Here is a 17,640-nt window from a genome sequence, read left to right on the forward strand (position 1 = left end):
CGCGCCAACCGCTGCGGGCGGACACCCCCCGACACGTCCCCTCACCGCCGTTGCGCACTGCGGGTACGTCCGGGCCGTGCCGCTCAGGGGCGCGGGGAACTGCGCGAGCGGCCACGACGTGCCCGCAGGCGTCCGGTGGGCGCTCGCGGCCGGCTTCTGGGTGCGGCGGCTGTTTGAGGGGCGTGGGTGGGGCTACTCGGGGTTTATGACAACTGGCGTGATCATCGCTCTGATCGTGATCGTGGCGGCCGTCGTCGTGGTGGCGGTCGTCCTGGCCCGGCGCAAGCCCGGTGGACGGGACCTGAAGCGGCGCTTCGGGCCCGAGTACGACCGGGTCGTCGCCCGGCATGACGGGGACTCGCAGGCGGCCGAGCGCGAGCTCGCCGAGCGGGTGGACAAGCACGGGTCGCTGCGTGAGCGGGACCTGGAGCCCGCGCAGCGGCAGGAGTACGAGGCCCGGTGGGCGGCCGCCCAGGAGCGGTTCGTCGAGTCGCCCCGGGAGGCGGTGGACGAGGCGGACCGGCTGCTCGCAGAGGTGGCCGGAGCCCGCGGGTTCCCTGATGGGGGGCAGTACGAGGAGCAGCTCGCCGCCCTGTCCGTGCACCACGCGGACCATGTGCACGGCTACCGGCGTGTGCACCGCGCGGCTCATACGCGCGGCGGCACGGAGGACGGTGCGCGGGGCGGCACCGAGGAGATGCGCGAGGCCATGGTCGAGGCCCGGGCCCTGTTCGAGGAGTTGGTGGGAGCCGGTGGGCGGCGTGAGGCGGCCGGTCATCGGACCGTGCGCGATGACGGTCACGGCCATCAGCCGTGGACGTTCACCCGGCGTCAGGCGAAGGGGAGTTGAGAGGCATGACGGATGCCATGAGCGGTCGGGGCGCCGAGAGCGTCCCGCAGCGGGGCCAGGGGGACGGGTCGCCCCTCGTGGCCGGGCACGAGGGCGAGGGGCGTGGCCTGGACGACGGGCGTGGCCTGGACAAGGGGCGTGAGAAGGCTCCCCTGGTCGCCGGTCATGACACCGCGGGGCGTGAGGCCCATGAGGGCAAGCTGCTCGGCGATGAGCAGTGCGACAAGCTCTCCGGGCAGTTGCAGCACGCCATGACCGGGTTCGTGGACGGGCCCCGGGCTGCCGTAGAGGAAGCCGACCATGTGCTCGAAGAGGTCGCCTCGCGGTTCACGGACGCCATGGCGCAGCGGCGGCGCACCCTGCGGCAGTCCTGGCAGGGGGCCCAGCACACGGACGGCCCCACGGCCGGCGACGGCGGCTCGGGTGACACCGAGCAGCTTCGGCTGGCCCTGCGTGACTATCGCGAGCTCACGGAGCGGCTACTGCGACTCTGACTTCGCGCGGCTCGACTCCGCCCGGCGCTCCCGCCACTGGCGTACGACCTCTTCGACGTCGTACGGCTTCAGACCCAGCGGGGGGCCGGGCGGTGGCATGTACATCATGGCGCGGATCTTGACGTTGACGTCGGTGATCAGTTTGCGGACCGTGTGTTCCGAAGGAGCCGTGCGGGCGGCGGCCAGGGTGTCCTCGGCCTCTTTGCGCAGGGCCAGGGACGGGGGGAGTGCGGACAGGCCCTCGCGAGCCATTTTGCGCTTGATCCACCAGAGTTCGTCGTAGGGCGTGTCCAGCTCCGGTGGCAACGGCTCGCCCGTGCCGGGGAGTCGGTCGAAGTCGCCGCGGCCCTGCGCGTCTCGGATCTGTTTGTCGACCCAGGACTCGAACGGGACGCCGGGTGGCTTTCGCTCGGTCATGAGTCCATTGTGCCGGACGCGATGGGGCCGGGCGATTTATCATGCGGCCGCTGTGCAAGGACACTTGCTCAGGAACGGTTCAGGAACTGCAAAGGGAGCGCACGTGCTCGAACTCACCATGGCCGCCGTCTCCGCGGCGGAGGAGGGTGCCACGGCCGGCATGCTCATGGCCGACGCGCCCAGCGAGCCGGGCGCGCTGCTGCGGGTGGGCCGCGATCAGTCCGTGTGCCGGCTGGCGACGCCCGACGACTGGCTGTTCGTCTCCCGGGTGCATCTGGAGTTCCTGTGCGGGCCGGAGGGGACCTGGCAGGTGACGTGGCTGCGCGGGTCGCAGGCGGAGCCGTCGAGCGAGGTGCGGCTGACCGTCGGGGAGTACGCCCAGCCGCTGGTCTACGGGGGGACCGTGGCGCTGCCCCGCGGCGGCAGCGGTGAGATCGTCGTCGTGGACCGCACCGCGCCGCGCAGCGTCAACGTCGGCTTCTATCACGAGGTTTGAGGGGGCTGGTGATGAGGGGCTACGACGTCACCCTTGCCAGCGCGAAGCCGTCGTAGCCCTTCGCTCCTACCGTCTGGATCGCCGTGGCCGTCACTCGGGGGTGTGAGCCCAGGAGTTCGATCGCGGTGCGGGTGCCGACCACATCGGGGGTGGTGTCGTCCGGGTCGGCCACGCGGCCGCCTCGTACGACGTTGTCGACGACGATCAGGCTGCCCACGCGGGTCAGCTTCAGGGCCCACTCGATGTAGTGCGGGTTGTTCGCCTTGTCCGCGTCGATGAAGACCAGGTCGAAGGGCGGTTGGTGCTCGTCGGCCAGGACGGCGAGGGAGTCGAGGGCCGCACCCACGCGGATCTCCACGAGCTTGTCCAGGCCGGCCCGGGCGATGTTGGCGGTGGCGACCTCGGCGTGCCTCGGGCTGTACTCCAGGGTGATCAGGCGGCCGTCGGCGGGCAGGGCGCGGGCCAGCCAGATGGTGCTGTAGCCGCCCAGGGTGCCGATCTCCAGGATCCGCCGGGCGCCCTGGATCCGGGCCAGGAGGTGGAGCAGCTTGCCGTTCGGGGCGGAGACGGCGATCGAGGGGAGCCCGGCCGCCTCGCTTTCCCGCAGGGTGGCTGTCAGTGCTTCGTCGTCGGGCGCGAGATGGGTGGCGAAGTAGGCGTCTACGGCTTCCCAGCGCTGCGACTCGCTCATGCGACCTCATTCGGGTGGGGGGTGGTTGGTGATGTTGCCGGGCGCCTGGAGTGTCGTACGACGAACAAGGCCACCGCGGTGGTGAGTGCGGCCAAGGTGCCCGCGAGGGTGAGGAGCCAGGCCGGGATGCCCGCCAGTGTGCGGAGGCGGTCCTCGTAGATCACCTGCTGGAACGTGGCGTCCGTGGCGGCTCGGCGGAGGGTGTGGTCGGCGTCGATCAGGTTCGGGGACGGGAACTCCTGGCCGATCGCCGTCAGGAACGGGGTGCCCGCGGTCAGCTCGGCCAGGGGGCTGTCGCGCCGGGGGGTGATCCGGCCGGCGAAGGTGACCCGGGGGCGGGAGCCGCCGATGCGGGACGTCGGTTCCATGCGGTGGGCGGCCAGGACGTACAGGCCCAGCGACTGCGGTGTCCGTGCCAGGCGGGACAGGCGCATCGGGTAGACGGGCTCGTCGGCCGCGAAGGACAGGCTCAGCGGGTCCAGGGTGCCCTGGAGGGCGGTGCCGGTGGTTTCCGGGGCCAGGCGGATCGCCACGTACTCCCAGCGGCGCTCCACATATGGCTGGAGGGCGCCGCTCAGGCGGGGCGGGAGGCTGAAGCCGTTGGCGGTCAGCCAGTCGCCGAGGGCGTCCGGGTCGGTGGCGGTCAGGCGGGCCACGTCGAAGGGGCCCAGCCTCTGGCGGCCCACCACGCCCACACCGGGCGCCCTGCCGACGCCGGGCGGGGGCGCGCCCGCGTCGCGGCCGCCGCCGGAGACCAGTGGCCAGTCGCCGTCCTGCGGCCAGAAGTGGTACCGGGTGCGGTGCACGGGCGCGGTGGCGGCGTCCAGCTCGTCGAAGAGGGCCGGATCGCCCAGCCGCACGTCCGCGCGGTGCGGGACCGGCATGATCCAGGCGGCGCGGTCGCTGTCGCCGTCGACCGTCAGCCGCATCACGATCCGCTCCCGGCCGCCGTCCCAGCGCACCACCGACACCTCGCGCGCCACGCCGACCCGCCGGGCGGTGTCCGGGATCATGGCGCCGCAGCCGCAGGCGTACGCCGGGGCGACCAGGGAACCCACCTGGGTGGTGAGTAACGCCAGGACCACCGCGAGCAGGCGTCGGCGCGCCCGGCCTCTCAGGAATTCGATCATTCCCCCCAAACCCTCCGCTGCACGCTCGCCGGGCCTTCAGACGGTTACGCGGAGCATACGGGTCCGCGTCAGATAGCTACGTAAGTGATCCACTGCGCGCTCAGCGAGACGGTGCGAGATGGTGCGGACTATCGTCATTCGGACAAACGCGGGACGGGTGTCAGGCAAAGCGGAACCTCCTGCGTCTCTTCTCCGGGGGGCGGTGCGCGCCTCATAGGGTGCGCACGACAGACCTCACGTATCGGACGTGAGGGACGAACTGGGCGGGAGGCCTGGGCGCGTGGTGAACACCAACCCCAGTGGAGGACCGGCGGAAGCGTTCGGAGCGACGGCCGTCGACACGGCCAGAGCCCGGATGCGCGTGGCCAGATTCCTGCTGTGGGTGGTCGCCGCCATACTCGCCGTCCGCCAGGTCGCCGTCGTCCTCAGTACCCCCAGCGGAGAGCGGCTGACGGATCTGGAGACCTGGGTCGGCCCCGACGGGGTCCTCCATGTGAAGGGTTCGCTGTACGACTCGACGGAGTTCACGGGCACGCCGTTCGGCGGACTCGTCCTCAAACCGCTCACCAAGGCGGCCGAGCAGGCCCTCGGCTGGGGCTGGACCTTCGGGACGCTGCTTCTGGTGGTCGCGCTCGGTCTTGTCGTCGCGCGGGCGCTGCCTCATCCGGTGAACAGACGTACGTCCTTCTTCGCCGCGCCGGTCGCGATCAGCCTGCTGATGCTGTCCCTGCCGGTCCGCAACACGCTGTATCTCGGGCAGACCAGCATCATGCCGGTGCTGCTGGTGCTGGTCGGCTGCTTCGTCGTACGCGGGCAGCGGGCGAGCGGCGTGCTCATCGGCCTGGCCGCGGCGCTCCAGCCGACCGTGCTGCTCTTCGCCGGACTGCTGTGGTTCACCGGGCGGCGGCGGGCCGCGTCGGCCACCGGAGCCACGTTCGCGGCGAGCACGGCACTGGCGTGGGCGGCGCTGCCGCACGACTCGTACACCTACTGGGTCCACCACATGGCCGGCACGGGGCTCGGCGGTGACGCCGACGATCTCGCCAACCAGTCGCTGCACGGGGCGCTGCTGCGGGCCGGATTCGCCGGGCCGGCCGAGGTGGTGCTGTTCCTCGCGCTGGGCGTCGCGGTGGCGGCGCTCGCCCTGCGGCGGGCCGTGCGCTACGCCCGCGACGGGCAGCTGCTGCTGGCGGTGGCGGTCACCGGCTGCGCGGCGATCCTCGTGGCCCCGATGGCCTGGCAGCACCAGCTGCTGTGGGTGCTGCTGGCGGTGGTCGGCAGGGTCGGCAAGCGGGCCTCGGACCGGTACGTGTGGCCGGTCGCGGTGGTGCTGGTGATGACGCTGCCCGCGAAGATGATCCTGCCGAACATGGCCTCGCTCTACCCGCTGCGCGACAACGTCGTCCTGCTGGCGGCGCTGGCCGCGGCGACGCTCGTGCCGTTCCTGTCCCGGACCTCGCCCTATTACCAGACGCCGGTCCCGACCGAGTACGCCGAGCCGGTCGCCGCCCGCTTCCGGCGGGTGCCGCTGCTGCCGTTCCTGAAGCGGGTGCTGACGCGTCCCAACCTGCTCCTTGAGTTGCTGCTTATTCGTGTCACCTACGCCGCGTACCAGAAGGTGCGGCTCGCGGCGACGGGCGGCACCAACTCCGAGGGCCGGGCACGGGCCGAGGAGCACGGGCAGCAGGTCCTGGACCTGGAGCGGTGGCTGCACATCGACATCGAGCACTGGGCGAACCACGCGGTCGTCAAGGTCGACTGGCTGCGGAACTTCTTCGACTTCTATTACGAGTCCTTCCACTTCGTCGTCCCGCTGACGGTCCTCGGCGTCCTCTACTGGCGCCGGCCCGTCGACTACCGCTGGGCCCGCGCCTCCCTCGGCTTCGCCACCCTCCTCGCCCTCGTCGGCTTCTGGCTCTACCCGCTCGCCCCGCCCCGCCTCATGCCGTCCCTCGGCGTCATCGACACGGTCCACGGCGTCCAGGACTTCTCCAAGCCCGACTACGGCACCCTGACCGCCCTCACCAACCAGTACGCGGCGATGCCCTCGCTGCACTTCGGCTGGTCCCTGTGGTGCGGGGTCGTCATCGCGATCGTCGCGCCGAGGTGGTGGATGAAGGCGCTGGGGCTGCTGCACCCGTTCTTCACGGTCACGGCGATCGTGGCCACCGGCAACCACTGGGTGCTGGACGCGGTCGGCGGCGCGGTGGTGGTGAGCGCGGGCTTCGGGCTGTCGTATCTCTTCCAGGGGCCCAGGGCGCGGCTGGTGAAGGACGCGGCGGCCGATGGGGAACCCGTGTTGGTGCGTTCCTCCGGGAGCGGGTGACAGCCGTACCCCCGCGGGGGTGCAATGGGGGGCGGAGGCGCCCATGGACGCGGACGCGGAGCTGGACCGGGGACGCCAGGCCTGCCGCCGGCAGGCCTGGGCGGAGGCGTACGCGCTGCTCGGCAAGGCCGACACGGTACGACCGCTCGACGCCGCCGACGTCGAGGCGCTCGCCGAGGCCGCCGACATGCTCGGCCGGGGCGACGACGCGGTGGCGCTGCTGCGGCGGGCCTTCACGGCGTACGCCGGGACGGGCGAGGTCGGGGCCGCGCTGCGGTGCGCCTACTGGCTGTGCAAGGGCCTGGCCTGGGGCGGGGACCTCGCCCAGTCCGGCGCCTGGCTGGCCCGCGCCCAGCGGCTCGCGGCCACGGAACCCGACTGCCCGAGCTGCGGCTATCTGACGATGCTGGAAGCCGAACTGCACTTCCGCGCCGGTGAACCCGCCGACATGCTCACCCTCGCCCGCCGCCTCGCCGCGACCACCGGACCCGACGCGGACCCCGACCTCGTGGCCGGTACGGCGATGACGCTCGGCCTCGCCCTGGTGAGCAACGGCGAGGTCGCCGCCGGGCTCGCCCAGCTCGACGAGGCGATGGTCGTCGTCGCCGAGGGGACGCCCTCGGCGCGGTCCATCGGCATGACGTACTGCGTCGTCATCGGCACCTGCCAGGAGCTCCAGGAACTGCGCCGCGCCCAGGAGTGGGCCAAGGCGCTCGCCCGGTGGTGCGCGGCCCAGCCCGACTTCAGTGGCGCCTACCGGGGACTGTGCCGGGTGCACCGGGCCGCGCTCCTCCAGCTCGGCGGCGCCTGGCCGGAGGCCGACCGGGAGGCACGGCTGGCCTGCGCCCAGCTCACCGCCGGTTACGGCGAGAGCGCCGCGGGCAGCGCCTTCTACCAGCTGGCCGAACTCCACCGGCTGCGCGGCGCCCACACCGAGGCCGAGCAGGCCTACCGCGACACCCTGCGGCACGGCTGGGACACCCAGCCGGGGCTCGCCCTGCTCAGACTGGCCCAGGACCGGCCCGCCCCGGCCGCGGCGGCGATCCGCCGGGCGCTCGCGGAGACCACGGACCCGATGCGGCGGGCGCGGCTGCTGCCCGCGGCGGTGGAGATCCTGCTGGCCGACCGGGACGGTGAGGTTCCCGAGGAGGCTCTCCGGGCCGCCGACGAACTCGCCGCCGTCGCCGGTGCGCAGCGCATCGCCGCGCTGCACGCCATGGCCTGCCAGGCCCGGGGCGCCGTGCTGCTCGCGCAGGGGGCCGCGGGGGAGGCGCTCGGGGTGCTGCGGGAGGCGGGGCGGGGGTGGCGGGAGCTGGACGTGCCCTACGAGGCGGCCAGGGTCGGGGTGCTCGTCGCGCTGGCCTGCCGGGCGCTCGGGGACGAGGACTGCGCGGCGCTTGAGCTGGACGCGGCCGGGCAGATCTTCGCGCGGCTCGGGGCGGCACCGGACGTACGGCGGGTCGAGGGGCTCCGGGGCGGGGAGCGGCGGTCGGTCCTGTCGCCCCGGGAACTCGATGTCGTACGCCTCATCGCGCAGGGCCGCACCAATCACGCCATCGCCGCGGAGCTCGTTCTCAGCGAGAAGACCGTCGCCCGGCACGTCAGCAACATCTTCGCCAAGCTCGACCTCGGTTCCCGTACCGCCGTCGCCGCGTACGCCTTCGAGCACGGGTTGGTCCACTCCCCGGGCGCGTAGGAATACCCATACCCCCGGCCCACTGAATGGGTATTGCTGTCGATGCGCGCGGCAGCGCCCCGCCCGCAGCATCGAAGCGTGTCCGACGACGCGCTCACCCTCCGCGAACAGCTGCGAACGGCCCGGCTGAGGTACGCCGACAGCGCCGCCGAGCTGGGCACCCTGCTGCGGCTGCGCGGTGAACTCACCGAGGCCGAGCGGCTGTTGCGGCAGGCCGTGGAGATCTACGAGGCCGAGCGCACCACGACCGAGGAGCTGGCATGAACACCGAACTCACCGAACGTATCGAGACCGTGGTCATCGGCGGCGGCCAGGCCGGGCTCGCCACGGGGTACCACCTGGCCCGCGCCGGACGGCCGTTCGTGATCCTGGAGGCCGGGGAGCGTGTCGGCGACAGCTGGCGCGCACGCTGGGACTCCCTGCGTCTGTTCAGCCCCGCCCGCTTCGACGGCCTGCCCGGACTGCCCTACCCGGGGCCCGACTGGGCGTTCCCCACCCGCGACGAGTTCGCCGACTACCTCCAGGCGTACGCCGTCTGGGCTGAACTGCCGGTGCGGACCGGGCTCCGGGTGCGGCGGCTGTCGTACGACGGCACGCGGTACGTCGTGGAGACGGACGGCGAGGTGCGGTACGAGGCAGATAACGTGGTCGTCGCCGCCGGATACGACCGGCTGCCCAAGATGCCCGCGTACGCCGGTGAACTCGCCCCACACGTCACGCAGTTGCACGCCGTCCACTATCGCGGCCCGGGGCAGTTGCGGGACGGTCCGGTGCTGATCGTCGGGGCCGGGAACTCGGGGGCGGACATCGCCGTCGAGCTGGCGGCGAGCCGTCGGGTGCAGCTGTCCGGGCCGCATCCGGGGCAGATCCCGTGGCGGATCGAGCGGCGGGCCTCGCGGGTGCTGACGCCGACGCTGTTCTTCCTCTTCCGGCACGTGCTGACCGTGCGCACCCCCATGGGCCGCAGGCTGCGGCCGAAGGTGCTCGCGCACAGCGCCCCGTTGATCCGGGTGAAGGCCGCCGACCTGAAGGCGGCGGGTGTCGAGCGGGTGGACCGTGTCGTCGGGGTGCGCGACGGGCTGCCGGAACTCGCTGACGGGCGCAGGGCGGAGGTGGCGAACGTGCTGTGGTGCACGGGCTTCCGGCCGGACACCTCCTGGATCGACCTGCCGGTCTTCGACGACCAGGACGGTGAACCGGCGCAACGGCGCGGGGTGGTCCCCTCGCAGCCCGGGCTGTACTTCGTGGGGCGGCTCTTCCAGTACGCCATGGCCTCGTCGATGATCCAGGGCGTGGGCCGGGACGCCGAACACGTCGTCCGGCACCTCGGCGCCCGGCCCACGGCCGCGCCCCAGGCGGTCGCGCCGGACGCGGTACGCCTCGGGGGAGGCAGGAACGGGGCGTGAGGGACGGATGCTCCCGCCTCCCCCGGGTCCGGACGGGCCGGCGGCGCCGGGAAGCCGCCGACCCGGGCCCGGTTCCGGGTCAGACCATGCTGACCTGGAGTTCCTTGACGCCGTTGATCCATGCCGAGCGCAGGCGGCGCGGGTCGCCGGTCAGGGTCAGGTTCGGCATCGCGTCGGCGATCGCGTTGAAGATCAGGTCGATCTCCAGGACCGCGAGCGACTTGCCGAGGCAGTAGTGCGGGCCGCCGCCCCCGAAACCGAGGTGGGGGTTGGGGTCGCGGGTGATGTCGAAGGTGTCGGGGTCGGTGAAGACCTCGGGGTCGTGGTTGGCGGAGGCGTAGAAGATGCCGACCCGGTCGCCCTTCCTGATCAGCTTGCCGCCCAGCTCGGTGTCCTGGGTGGCGGTGCGCTGGAAGGAGTTGACCGGGGTGGCCCAGCGGACGATCTCCTCCGCCGCGGTCGACGGGCGTTCCGCCTTGTACCGCTCCCACTGGTCGGGGTGGGTGAGGAAGGCGTGCATGCCGTGGGTGATGGCGTTGCGGGTGGTCTCGTTGCCGGCCACCGCCAGCATCAGCACGAAGAAGCCGAACTCGTCGGAGTTCAGGTTGCCTTCGTCCTCCGCCGCGACCAGGGTCGTCACGATGTCCTTCGCCGGGCACTGCTTGCGGTCGGCCGCCATGTTCATCGCGAAGGCGATGAGCTCCATCGCCGACTGCTGGCCGACCTCCTCGGTGATCGCGTACTCGGGATCGTCGTACGAGATCATCTTGTTGGACCAGTCGAAGATCTTGGCCCGGTCGTCCTGCGGGATGCCGATGAGTTCGGCGATGGCCTGGAGGGGCAGTTCGCAGGCGACCTCGGTGACGAAGTCGAAGGAGCCGGGGTGTTGGCGGGCGTTCGCCGCGATGGCGGTGGCGCGGGCGCGGAGGTTGTCCTCCAGGGCGCGGATGGCACGCGGGGTGAACACGCGCTGGACGATGCTGCGGACCCGGGTGTGCTCCGGGGGGTCCATGTTGAGCAGGATCAGGCGCTGGGCGTCGATGGCGTCGCGCTCGATGTGCTCGTTGAAGCGGATGATCGCCGTGTTGAGGGTGGAGGAGAAGAGCTCGGGGTGGGTGGAGACGTACTTGACGTCCGCGTGCCGGGTCACCGCCCAGTAGCCCTCGTCCTGGAAACCGGCGATGTTGCCCGCCTGGGGGATCCAGCGGACCGGTTCCACCCGGCGCAGTTCGGCGAACTCCGGCAGCGGAACGCGCTGTTGCAGCAGATCGGGGTCGGTGAGGTCGAACCCGTCGGGGAGCTCTGGACAGGTCATGGGGCAGCTCCAGCCGTGTTCCAGCCTTGCTCGGCGGTCTTCTGACGGTCCATCAGGTTGTCCGGTGAACGTAGTAACGGGTTCTAGAAGTAGCAAGAGGCGTGCACGACTCTTGCGGCGATGGAGTCCCTGTCAGCAGACTGCACGTGGAACTAGAACACGTACTAGTTCCGCGTGGCGGGCCGGGCCGGGACGCCCCCGCGCCGCGCGGGTACGCAAGGAGAGGAACTCCTTTCATGGCCGCGGAACCCGTGATCGTCGAAGCCGTACGCACGCCCATCGGCAGGCGCGGTGGCGCGCTCGCCAACCTCCACCCCGCCTATCTGCTGGGCGAGACCTACCGTGAACTCCTCGGCCGCACCGGCATCCCCGCCGACTGTGTCGAGCAGATCGTCGGCGGCACCGTGACCCACGCCGGCGAGCAGTCCATGAACCCCGCGCGCACGGCCTGGCTGACCATGGGCCTGCCGTACGAGACGGCCGCGACGACGGTCGACTGTCAGTGCGGCTCCTCGCAGCAGGCCTCGCACATGACGGCCAACCTCATCGCGGCGGGCGTCATCGACGTCGGGATCTCCTGCGGCGTCGAGGCGATGTCCAGGGTGCCGCTGGGGTCGGGTTCGAAGCACGGTCCGGGGAAGCCGTTCCCGGACGAGTGGAACGTGGATCTGCCCAACCAGTTCGAGGCCGCGGAGCGGATCGCGCGGCATCGCGGACTGACCCGCGAGAACGTCGACGCGCTCGGGCTGATCTCGCAGGAACGGGCCGCCGTCGCCTGGAGCGAGGAGCGCTTCAAGCGTGAGACGTTCGCCGTCCAGGTCCCGACGACCGAGGACGAGCAGCACGCCGGACAGGGTATGTGGCGGCTGGTCGACCGGGACGAGGGGCTGCGCGACACGTCCATGGAGGCGCTGGCCGGACTGAAGCCGGTCATGCCGACCGCCGTCCACACGGCGGGCAACTCGTCCCAGATCAGCGACGGGGCATCCGCCATCATGTGGGCCTCGAAGCGGATGGCGCGGGCGCTGAAGCTGCGGCCGAGGGCCCGGATCGTCGCCCAGGCGCTGGTCGGTGCCGATCCCCACTTCCACCTCGACGGGCCCATCGACGCGACCAAGGCAGTGCTGGGCAAGGCCGGGATGTCACTGAAGGACATCGACCTGGTCGAGATCAACGAGGCCTTCGCGTCGGTGGTGCTGAGCTGGGCGCAGGTCTTCGAGCAGGACCTGGAGAAGGTCAACGTCAACGGCGGTGCGATCGCCCTCGGTCATCCGGTGGGCGCGACCGGAGCACGGCTCATCACGACGGCCCTTCATGAACTGGAGCGCCTGGACAAGGAGTTCGCCCTGATCACGATGTGCGCGGGCGGTGGACTGGCCACCGGCACGATCATCCAGCGTCTGTAGAAGTCCAGTTGACGAAGCTCGTGAACGCGGCGGGGTCGAGGGTGAGGATCGGTCCCGCCGGGTTCTTGGAGTCGCGGACGGCGATGGTGGCGGTGCCTTCGGCGACCTCGACGCAGTTGCCGCCCTGGTCGCCGCTGTAGCTGGACTTACGCCAGTCAGTCTGGCTCTCCATAGCGTTCCTCCATCGCGCGCCGGATCGTCGCCGCCGACTCCTTGAGGGAGAGCGCGGCAGCCTGAAGATGATCGTAACGGAGTGTGCAGTCGTTGACCGTGTCCGGGTTCGCGGTCGGGTGCGCGCTGTTGTAGCCCTCCGTATAGACGATGGTCGGGTCGCTCGCGAAACGGTAGACGTCGAACGAGCCTTGCAGTCCCGCGTGCGCTCCGGTAGCGAACGGCAGGATCTGGATGTTGATCCGGGGATTGCTCTCGAAGGCCAACAGGTGGGCCAGTTGGCCCCTCATGGTGTCCGGGCCGCCCATGACCTGGTAGAGCGCGGCCTCGCTCAGCACCGCCCAGAAGACGGGCGGCCTCGCGTTCTCGAAGATGCGCTGACGGGCGAGGCGGACCGCGGTGCGGTCGTCCAAGTTGGTCTCGTCCAGTGCGCCGAGCACGGCACGGGCGTAGCCGTCGGTCTGCAGGAGGCCATGGACGATGTGCGCCTCGAAGGAGCAGATCTCCGTGGCCCGCGTCTGGAGCTCCGCCACCTGCCTGAACCACGCCGGGAGTTGGCTCCGCAGGACCAGCTCCACGAGCCGGGACAGCAGTCCGTCAGAACCCAGCGCCGCGTCCGCCCGTTCGCTGAATTCCGGGGTCGGGACCTTCCTCGCCGTCTCGATCTGGCCGATGAGGGAGCCGGTGTAGTTGAGGATCTCCCCGAGCTGTTTCTGGCTCAGTCCCGCCGCTTCCCGCAGCCGCCGGAGCTCGTAGCCGTAGTAGTCGAGCGGCGAGGCTCCCGGGTCAAGGACGTTGACGTGCGTCACGAAGAGCCCCCACTCCCGAACGGGTTGTATCCGGCATGTAGCCCAGCGTAGTCGCGGCGGTTCAGGCTCGTCCCGTGAACACATACTTTCCCCCCACCACGCACTACCGCATGCGCGTCACCGTCGGTGAGCACTCGGTCCGGCACATCCGCCGTATCGTCCGCTCGCTGCTCGCCGAGTGGGAACTGGCCGAGCTGGTCGACGCCGTGGAGCTGGGCGTGACGGAGCTGGTCACCAATGTCGTACGGCATGTTCCTGACCAGCGGTGCGAGGTCGTCGTACTGAGAACGGCGGAGGCGGGGGTCCGGGTGGAGGTGGCGGACGGGGCACCTGGACTGCCGCGTGTCACTGCCGATTTGCCGCTGGAGGGGGAAAGCGGGCGCGGGCTGCTGCTGCTGGACGCGGTGGCGGACAAGTGGGGGGTGGGAGGGAGGCCGGGGGAGGGCAAGACGGTGTGGTTCGAGTGTCACTTGAACGGCTGACGCACTCCCCGGTCATCCCTTCAGGCGCGCCGCCCCGGCCCGCGCCCGCGCCTGCGCCGCCGACGTCGTGTCACCCGCCGACTCGTACAGCCGCTGGGCCTCTTCGTAGTGCTGGCGGGCCTCCGCCGACTCACCCATGTGTTCCAGAGCCGTCGCCAGGCCGGTGAGGGCCACGGCGCGGAAGAGTTCGATGCCCTTGTGGGTGGCCGGAGCCGTGGTGGCGCGGTAGGCGGCGGCTGCTTCGGGCCAGCGGCGCAGGGCCAGCAGGTCGGCGGCTATCTCGCGTTGGAGGTGGGCCTGGATGTACTCGCTCAGGTCCGGGACGTCCCTTGCCTCGACGCCGAGTTGGGCCTGGTGCAGGGCGAGGGCCTCCTCGGCGCGACCGGCTTCGCGGAGCGCGCTCGCATGCTGGCGGGCGGCGACCGTCGTGCCCACCGCGTCGTCGAGGGACTCGAAGAGGTGGAGGGCGCGTTGGATCGCTGGTACGGCTTCCGTCGCCCGGTTGAGGTACATGAGAGCGCCGGTCAAGTAGGTCAAGGCCCAGGCCTGTTGGTTCAGATCCTCAGCCTCTGTCGCCAACTCCAGCGCGCGTCGGGCGTGTTCCTCGGCCTGAGCGAACTGTGCGGCGCCCACCGAGTGGGCCCAGGCGAGACAGTTGAGCTGCTGGGCCTCGGCCGCGCGGTCGCCGAGGGCCGCGGCGGAGCGGGCGCCGTAGGCGAACAGCAGGCGCCATTCGGGCCATTCGCCACAGCGGTCGGAGAACCAGTAGAGGGTGCGGGAGGTGTGGAGGATCCGGCCGTGAGCCCCCGGCACCGATGCCGATGCCGTTGTCGTCCCCGTCCCCGTCCCCGCCTCCGCCTCCGCCTCCGCCGTGGAAAGTATCTCCAACGCCCCCGCCCATTGCGCGCGCTCGGCGATCAGCCACCGTTCCGCGTCCTCCCGTGACTCCGGGTGGAACGGCGGGATGGCGCCCGGCCACGGCTCCGGCGCGCCCGACGGCTCGAAGACCCGGCCCGCGGCGGAGGCCGAGCGCAGCAGCCAGTCGGCCATACGGAGCCGGGCCGCCTCGGTGACCTCCGACGGGTCCTCCTCGGTCAACTGCTCTCGGGCGAAGAGCCGTACGAGGTCGTGCAGGGCGTAACGGCCGAGTGCCGTCTCCTCCAGCAGGCCCTGGTCGACGAGCTGGTCCAGGGAGTCCTCGACCGTGATCGGGTCCCCCTCCACCAGGACGGCGGCGAGTTCCGGGGAGGTGTCGCGGCCGGGGGTGAGGGCGAGGCGGCGCAGCAGAAGGCGGCGGGGGCCGGTGAGTTGGCGGTAGGAGAGGCTGAAGGCGCTGCGCACCGCGAGGTCTCCGGCCACCAGGCCGCTCAACCGGCGTTCTTCGTCCGCCAGTTGAGCGGCAAGGTGGTCGGGAGTCCAGGTGGGGCGGCTGGAGAGGCGGTTCCCCACGATCCGGAGTGCGAGGGGCAGGTAGCCGCACAGGCCGGTGAGCCGTCCGATGGCGTCGCCCTGCCCGGCCGTGCGCCCCGTGCCGAGGATCCGTTCCAGCAGGGTCGCCGACTCCCGGGTGGACAGTCCGCCGAGCCGGATCCGCCGGACTCCCTCCAGTCCGGTCAGCGGGCGGCGGCCGGTGACCAGGGCGAAGCAGCCCTGGGCGTCGGGCAGCAGCGGGCGGGTGCGGGCCTCGTCAGCGGCGTCGTCCAGGACGACCAGGACGCGCCTGTCGGCGAGGGTCGCACGGTAGACGGCCTCGCGGGCGGCGGGGTCGACCGGGATGCGGTCGGGTGGGTGGCCGAGGGCGGTGAGCAGCAGTACCAGCGCCTCCGCCGCGGGCACCGGTGACTCGCTCATACCGTGCAGCTGGACGGTGACACAGCCGTCCGGGAAGTGCTCGGCGAGCCGCCGGGTGGCCTCGGCGGCGAGCGTCGTCTTGCCCTGTCCGCCGGGTCCGAACAGCACCACGCCACGGGTGTGCGCCGGGTCGGCGGCCAGGGCCGCGAGGGCGGCCAGTTCGTCCTTCCGGCCGGTGAAGTCCGGGACCGTGCGCAGAAGATACGGCGCCGGCTTCTCCCCGCCGCGCTCTCGTCCCGCGTCCGCCAACCGTCGAAGGCTGCCGCGCTGCGCGGCGTCGAGCTTGAGGGCGTCGGCGAGCGCCTCGACGGTACGGCGCTGCGGGCCCCGGCTGCGACCGCGCTCCATGTCACCGAGGGCACGGACACTGACCCCGGAGAGCCCGGCGAGCTCCTCCAGGGTCAGCCGGGCGGCACGGCGCAGCGAGCGCAGCGTGACACCGAACGCGGTGCCCTGTGGGACGTCACTGGTCATCGGGGCGATTGTCGCTGACCCGAGGACGGTGACGCGGCGGAATGCCAAATGCCGTGACACGGGCGGTAGTTCTGCCTGCTGTTCTGCCTGGAGCCGGCGGTGGGCTGCTGATGGGCTGGGCCCGTCCCCCCATGCGATCGCGGTGAACGGAGAGCAATCGGCATGCCCTACATCAGCGTTGGCGAAGAGCACGGTATCGACGTCGAGCTGTACTACGAGGACCACGGAGTCGGACAGCCCGTCGTCCTGATCCACGGCTACCCGCTGGACGGACCCTCGTCGCAGAAGCAGCTCCCCGCCCTCCTGACCGCCGGGTACCGGGTCATCACGTACGACCGCCGAGGCCTCGGCCGATCCTCGCGGCCGGCCGCCGGCTACGACGACGACACCTTCGCCGCCGACCTCGACGCGGTGCTGACCACGCTGGACCTGACCGACGTGGTCCTGGTCGGCTTCTCCATGGGTACCGGCGAGGTGGGCCGCTACCTGGGCAGGTACGGCTCGCGCCGGGTGGCCAAGGCCGTCTTCCTGGCCTCCCTGGAGCCGTTTCTCCTCGGGAGCGACGACAACCCGATCGTGGAGGCGGTCACCAAGGACCGGTACGCCTACTTCACGGCCTTTTACCAGGACTTCTACAACCTCGACGAGACGTCCGGCGGTCGGATCAGCGACGAGGCCCTCCGCAACAGCTGGAAGGTGGCTGCCGGAGCCTCCGCGTACACACCGTGGCCCGCCTACCCACCTGGATCGCCGACGTCACGGAGCTGATTCCGGTGAGGAGCGACGAGTTTCGCCCACCCTCGCCGGAGGCCACCCACTGGATGCCGGCCAAGGACGGCAGGCCGGACCACCGGGTGCCGGTGCGGCTCGCTCGGGCGCGGCCGCGTCCGGCTCTACTCCCGCCCCGACGCCGTCACCGCCAGCACTCCCACCAGCACGGTCGACACCAGCAGCGGGACGCCCAGCCCGTGGTCGCCGACCAGCCACGCCCCCAGCGCCGCGCCGGCGATCATCGCCCCGACCGCGGCGGTACGGCGTACCCGGCGCGTTCCCGGGCCGTCGGCGGCCAGGCCCGTCAGGGTCATCGTCAGGACGGTGGTGGTGAGGTCGGCGACGCCCAGTTTGCGGACGGTCGCGTTGCGCAGGCCCATCGCGAAGGCCGTGACGGCGATGAGGGTGTAGACGGTGGCGGTGTCGTCGGGGGCGGCGAGGGCGACGACGGTCGAGGCGGCCAGCAGCAGCGCCTCGGCGGCGAGGGTGCGGCGGACCCAGGTGCGGCGCGGGCCCCGGCCGAGGCGCTGGGCGATACGGCCGCCGGTGGCCGCGCCGATCGCGAAGGCGACCAGCGAGGTCAGGGTGTGGGGGACGGAGAAGCCCGGCGCACCGGCCGCGGCGAAGCCGAGGACCACCACGTTGCCGGTCATGTTCGCGGTGAAGACATGGCCGAGGCCGAGATAGCTGACGGCGTCGATCAGGCCGCTGACCAGGGTCAGGGCGAGCAGGACCGGGACCAGGCGCAGGCCGCGGTCCGTAGGTGTCTCCGTGCTCGGCGTGCTCGGTGTGCTCTGCGTGCTCACCGGGCCAGTGGACCACGTACGACGAAGGCGGCGACCCCCGGGAACGGGA

General features: G+C 71.7%; 17 protein-coding genes and 1 pseudogene. 10 read left to right on the plus strand and 8 right to left on the minus strand.

The window, feature by feature from the left end:
* Nucleotides 1-205: 205 nt before the first annotated feature.
* Together ACIHIX_RS41935 and ACIHIX_RS41940 are read left to right on the plus strand one after the other, a co-directional pair.
* The gene (locus ACIHIX_RS41935; protein WP_399965825.1) at nt 206-850 is read left to right on the plus strand and encodes a hypothetical protein; all 645 of its coding nucleotides are present in this window, start codon (nt 206-208) and stop codon (nt 848-850) included.
* 5 nt (nt 851-855) lie between these two features.
* A complete protein-coding gene (locus ACIHIX_RS41940) occupies nt 856-1,344 on the plus strand; it encodes a hypothetical protein (protein WP_399965826.1) in 489 nt (162 codons plus the stop codon).
* Here the strand turns inward: ACIHIX_RS41940 and ACIHIX_RS41945 are convergent.
* Nucleotides 1,330-1,761: a DUF1992 domain-containing protein gene (locus ACIHIX_RS41945; protein WP_399965827.1), complete on the minus strand. Its 432-nt coding sequence runs from the start codon at nt 1,759-1,761 to the stop codon at nt 1,330-1,332. The genes ACIHIX_RS41940 and ACIHIX_RS41945 overlap by 15 nt on opposite strands.
* A 103-nt stretch (nt 1,762-1,864) precedes the next feature.
* On the opposite strand from ACIHIX_RS41945, the gene ACIHIX_RS41950 reads away from it, so the two are divergent.
* Nucleotides 1,865-2,257, plus strand: a complete 393-nt coding sequence (locus tag ACIHIX_RS41950; RefSeq protein WP_399965828.1) for a hypothetical protein — start codon at nt 1,865-1,867, stop codon at nt 2,255-2,257.
* A gap of 19 nt (nt 2,258-2,276) precedes the next feature.
* Here the strand turns inward: ACIHIX_RS41950 and ACIHIX_RS41955 are convergent, their stop codons facing one another.
* Together ACIHIX_RS41955 and ACIHIX_RS41960 are read right to left on the minus strand one after the other, a co-directional pair.
* The gene (locus ACIHIX_RS41955; RefSeq protein ID WP_399965830.1) at nt 2,277-2,948 is read right to left on the minus strand and encodes an O-methyltransferase; all 672 of its coding nucleotides are present in this window, start codon (nt 2,946-2,948) and stop codon (nt 2,277-2,279) included.
* The gene (locus ACIHIX_RS41960; RefSeq protein WP_399965831.1) at nt 2,945-4,078 is read right to left on the minus strand and encodes a DUF2330 domain-containing protein; all 1,134 of its coding nucleotides are present in this window, start codon (nt 4,076-4,078) and stop codon (nt 2,945-2,947) included. Before ACIHIX_RS41960 ends, ACIHIX_RS41955 begins: the two co-directional genes overlap by 4 nt.
* A gap of 355 nt (nt 4,079-4,433) precedes the next feature.
* Between ACIHIX_RS41960 and ACIHIX_RS41965 the strand changes: the two genes are divergently transcribed.
* From ACIHIX_RS41965 to ACIHIX_RS41980, 4 genes are all read left to right on the plus strand, one after another.
* Nucleotides 4,434-6,404 (plus strand): bifunctional glycosyltransferase 87/phosphatase PAP2 family protein, encoded by a 1,971-nt coding sequence (locus tag ACIHIX_RS41965; protein WP_399965832.1) that lies wholly within the window; start codon nt 4,434-4,436, stop codon nt 6,402-6,404.
* 43 nt (nt 6,405-6,447) lie between these two features.
* A complete protein-coding gene (locus ACIHIX_RS41970; protein WP_399965833.1) occupies nt 6,448-8,100 on the plus strand; it encodes a LuxR C-terminal-related transcriptional regulator in 1,653 nt (550 codons plus the stop codon).
* A 78-nt stretch (nt 8,101-8,178) separates the two neighbouring features.
* Complete coding sequence (locus ACIHIX_RS41975; protein WP_399965834.1) at nt 8,179-8,364, plus strand: tetratricopeptide repeat protein; 186 nt, start codon at nt 8,179-8,181, stop codon at nt 8,362-8,364.
* Nucleotides 8,361-9,506, plus strand: a complete 1,146-nt coding sequence (locus ACIHIX_RS41980; RefSeq protein ID WP_399965835.1) for a flavin-containing monooxygenase — start codon at nt 8,361-8,363, stop codon at nt 9,504-9,506. Before ACIHIX_RS41975 ends, ACIHIX_RS41980 begins: the two co-directional genes overlap by 4 nt.
* Nucleotides 9,507-9,585: 79 nt before the next feature.
* Here the strand turns inward: ACIHIX_RS41980 and ACIHIX_RS41985 are convergent, their stop codons facing one another.
* The gene (locus ACIHIX_RS41985; RefSeq protein WP_399965836.1) at nt 9,586-10,821 is read right to left on the minus strand and encodes a cytochrome P450; all 1,236 of its coding nucleotides are present in this window, start codon (nt 10,819-10,821) and stop codon (nt 9,586-9,588) included.
* A gap of 236 nt (nt 10,822-11,057) precedes the next feature.
* Here ACIHIX_RS41985 and ACIHIX_RS41990 point away from each other — a divergent pair, with 236 nt between their 5' ends.
* The gene (locus ACIHIX_RS41990) at nt 11,058-12,227 is read left to right on the plus strand and encodes a steroid 3-ketoacyl-CoA thiolase (RefSeq protein ID WP_399965837.1); all 1,170 of its coding nucleotides are present in this window, start codon (nt 11,058-11,060) and stop codon (nt 12,225-12,227) included.
* Here the strand turns inward: ACIHIX_RS41990 and ACIHIX_RS41995 are convergent.
* A complete protein-coding gene (locus ACIHIX_RS41995; RefSeq protein ID WP_399965838.1) occupies nt 12,211-12,399 on the minus strand; it encodes a DUF397 domain-containing protein in 189 nt (62 codons plus the stop codon). The genes ACIHIX_RS41990 and ACIHIX_RS41995 overlap by 17 nt on opposite strands.
* The gene (locus ACIHIX_RS42000) at nt 12,383-13,207 is read right to left on the minus strand and encodes a Scr1 family TA system antitoxin-like transcriptional regulator (RefSeq protein ID WP_399965839.1); all 825 of its coding nucleotides are present in this window, start codon (nt 13,205-13,207) and stop codon (nt 12,383-12,385) included. Before ACIHIX_RS42000 ends, ACIHIX_RS41995 begins: the two co-directional genes overlap by 17 nt.
* Nucleotides 13,208-13,281: 74 nt before the next feature.
* Here ACIHIX_RS42000 and ACIHIX_RS42005 point away from each other — a divergent pair, with 74 nt between their 5' ends.
* Nucleotides 13,282-13,689 (plus strand): ATP-binding protein, encoded by a 408-nt coding sequence (locus ACIHIX_RS42005; RefSeq protein ID WP_399965840.1) that lies wholly within the window; start codon nt 13,282-13,284, stop codon nt 13,687-13,689.
* Nucleotides 13,690-13,701: 12 nt separating this feature from the next.
* Here the strand turns inward: ACIHIX_RS42005 and ACIHIX_RS42010 are convergent, their stop codons facing one another.
* Nucleotides 13,702-16,014: an ATP-binding protein gene (locus ACIHIX_RS42010; RefSeq protein ID WP_399965841.1), complete on the minus strand. Its 2,313-nt coding sequence runs from the start codon at nt 16,012-16,014 to the stop codon at nt 13,702-13,704.
* A 162-nt stretch (nt 16,015-16,176) separates the two neighbouring features.
* Between ACIHIX_RS42010 and ACIHIX_RS42015 the strand changes: the two are divergent.
* Nucleotides 16,177-16,787, plus strand: a pseudogene (locus ACIHIX_RS42015) (alpha/beta fold hydrolase); the annotation flags it as partial.
* 120 nt (nt 16,788-16,907) lie between these two features.
* Here the strand turns inward: ACIHIX_RS42015 and ACIHIX_RS42020 are convergent.
* Nucleotides 16,908-17,591: a YoaK family protein gene (locus ACIHIX_RS42020; protein ID WP_399965842.1), complete on the minus strand. Its 684-nt coding sequence runs from the start codon at nt 17,589-17,591 to the stop codon at nt 16,908-16,910.
* Nucleotides 17,592-17,640 lie beyond the last annotated feature (49 nt).

The sequence above is a fragment of the Streptomyces sp. NPDC051913 genome (assembly GCF_044593635.1).
Classification (GTDB): Bacteria; Actinomycetota; Actinomycetes; order Streptomycetales; family Streptomycetaceae; genus Streptomyces.

Bases quoted from the DNA above. Each gene is read 5' to 3' on its own strand.
- ACIHIX_RS41935 (WP_399965825.1), top strand. From the start codon at position 206: ATGACAACTGGCGTGATCATCGCTCTGATCGTGATCGTGGCGGCCGTC.
- ACIHIX_RS41940 (WP_399965826.1), top strand. From the start codon at position 856: ATGACGGATGCCATGAGCGGTCGGGGCGCCGAGAGCGTCCCGCAGCGG.
- ACIHIX_RS41945 (WP_399965827.1), bottom strand. From the start codon at position 1,761: ATGACCGAGCGAAAGCCACCCGGCGTCCCGTTCGAGTCCTGGGTCGAC.
- ACIHIX_RS41955 (WP_399965830.1), bottom strand. From the start codon at position 2,948: ATGAGCGAGTCGCAGCGCTGGGAAGCCGTAGACGCCTACTTCGCCACC.
- ACIHIX_RS41960 (WP_399965831.1), bottom strand. From the start codon at position 4,078: ATGATCGAATTCCTGAGAGGCCGGGCGCGCCGACGCCTGCTCGCGGTG.
- ACIHIX_RS41965 (WP_399965832.1), top strand. From the start codon at position 4,434: ATGCGCGTGGCCAGATTCCTGCTGTGGGTGGTCGCCGCCATACTCGCC.
- ACIHIX_RS41970 (WP_399965833.1), top strand. From the start codon at position 6,448: ATGGACGCGGACGCGGAGCTGGACCGGGGACGCCAGGCCTGCCGCCGG.
- ACIHIX_RS41980 (WP_399965835.1), top strand. From the start codon at position 8,361: ATGAACACCGAACTCACCGAACGTATCGAGACCGTGGTCATCGGCGGC.
- ACIHIX_RS41985 (WP_399965836.1), bottom strand. From the start codon at position 10,821: ATGACCTGTCCAGAGCTCCCCGACGGGTTCGACCTCACCGACCCCGAT.
- ACIHIX_RS41990 (WP_399965837.1), top strand. From the start codon at position 11,058: ATGGCCGCGGAACCCGTGATCGTCGAAGCCGTACGCACGCCCATCGGC.
- ACIHIX_RS41995 (WP_399965838.1), bottom strand. From the start codon at position 12,399: ATGGAGAGCCAGACTGACTGGCGTAAGTCCAGCTACAGCGGCGACCAG.
- ACIHIX_RS42010 (WP_399965841.1), bottom strand. From the start codon at position 16,014: ATGACCAGTGACGTCCCACAGGGCACCGCGTTCGGTGTCACGCTGCGC.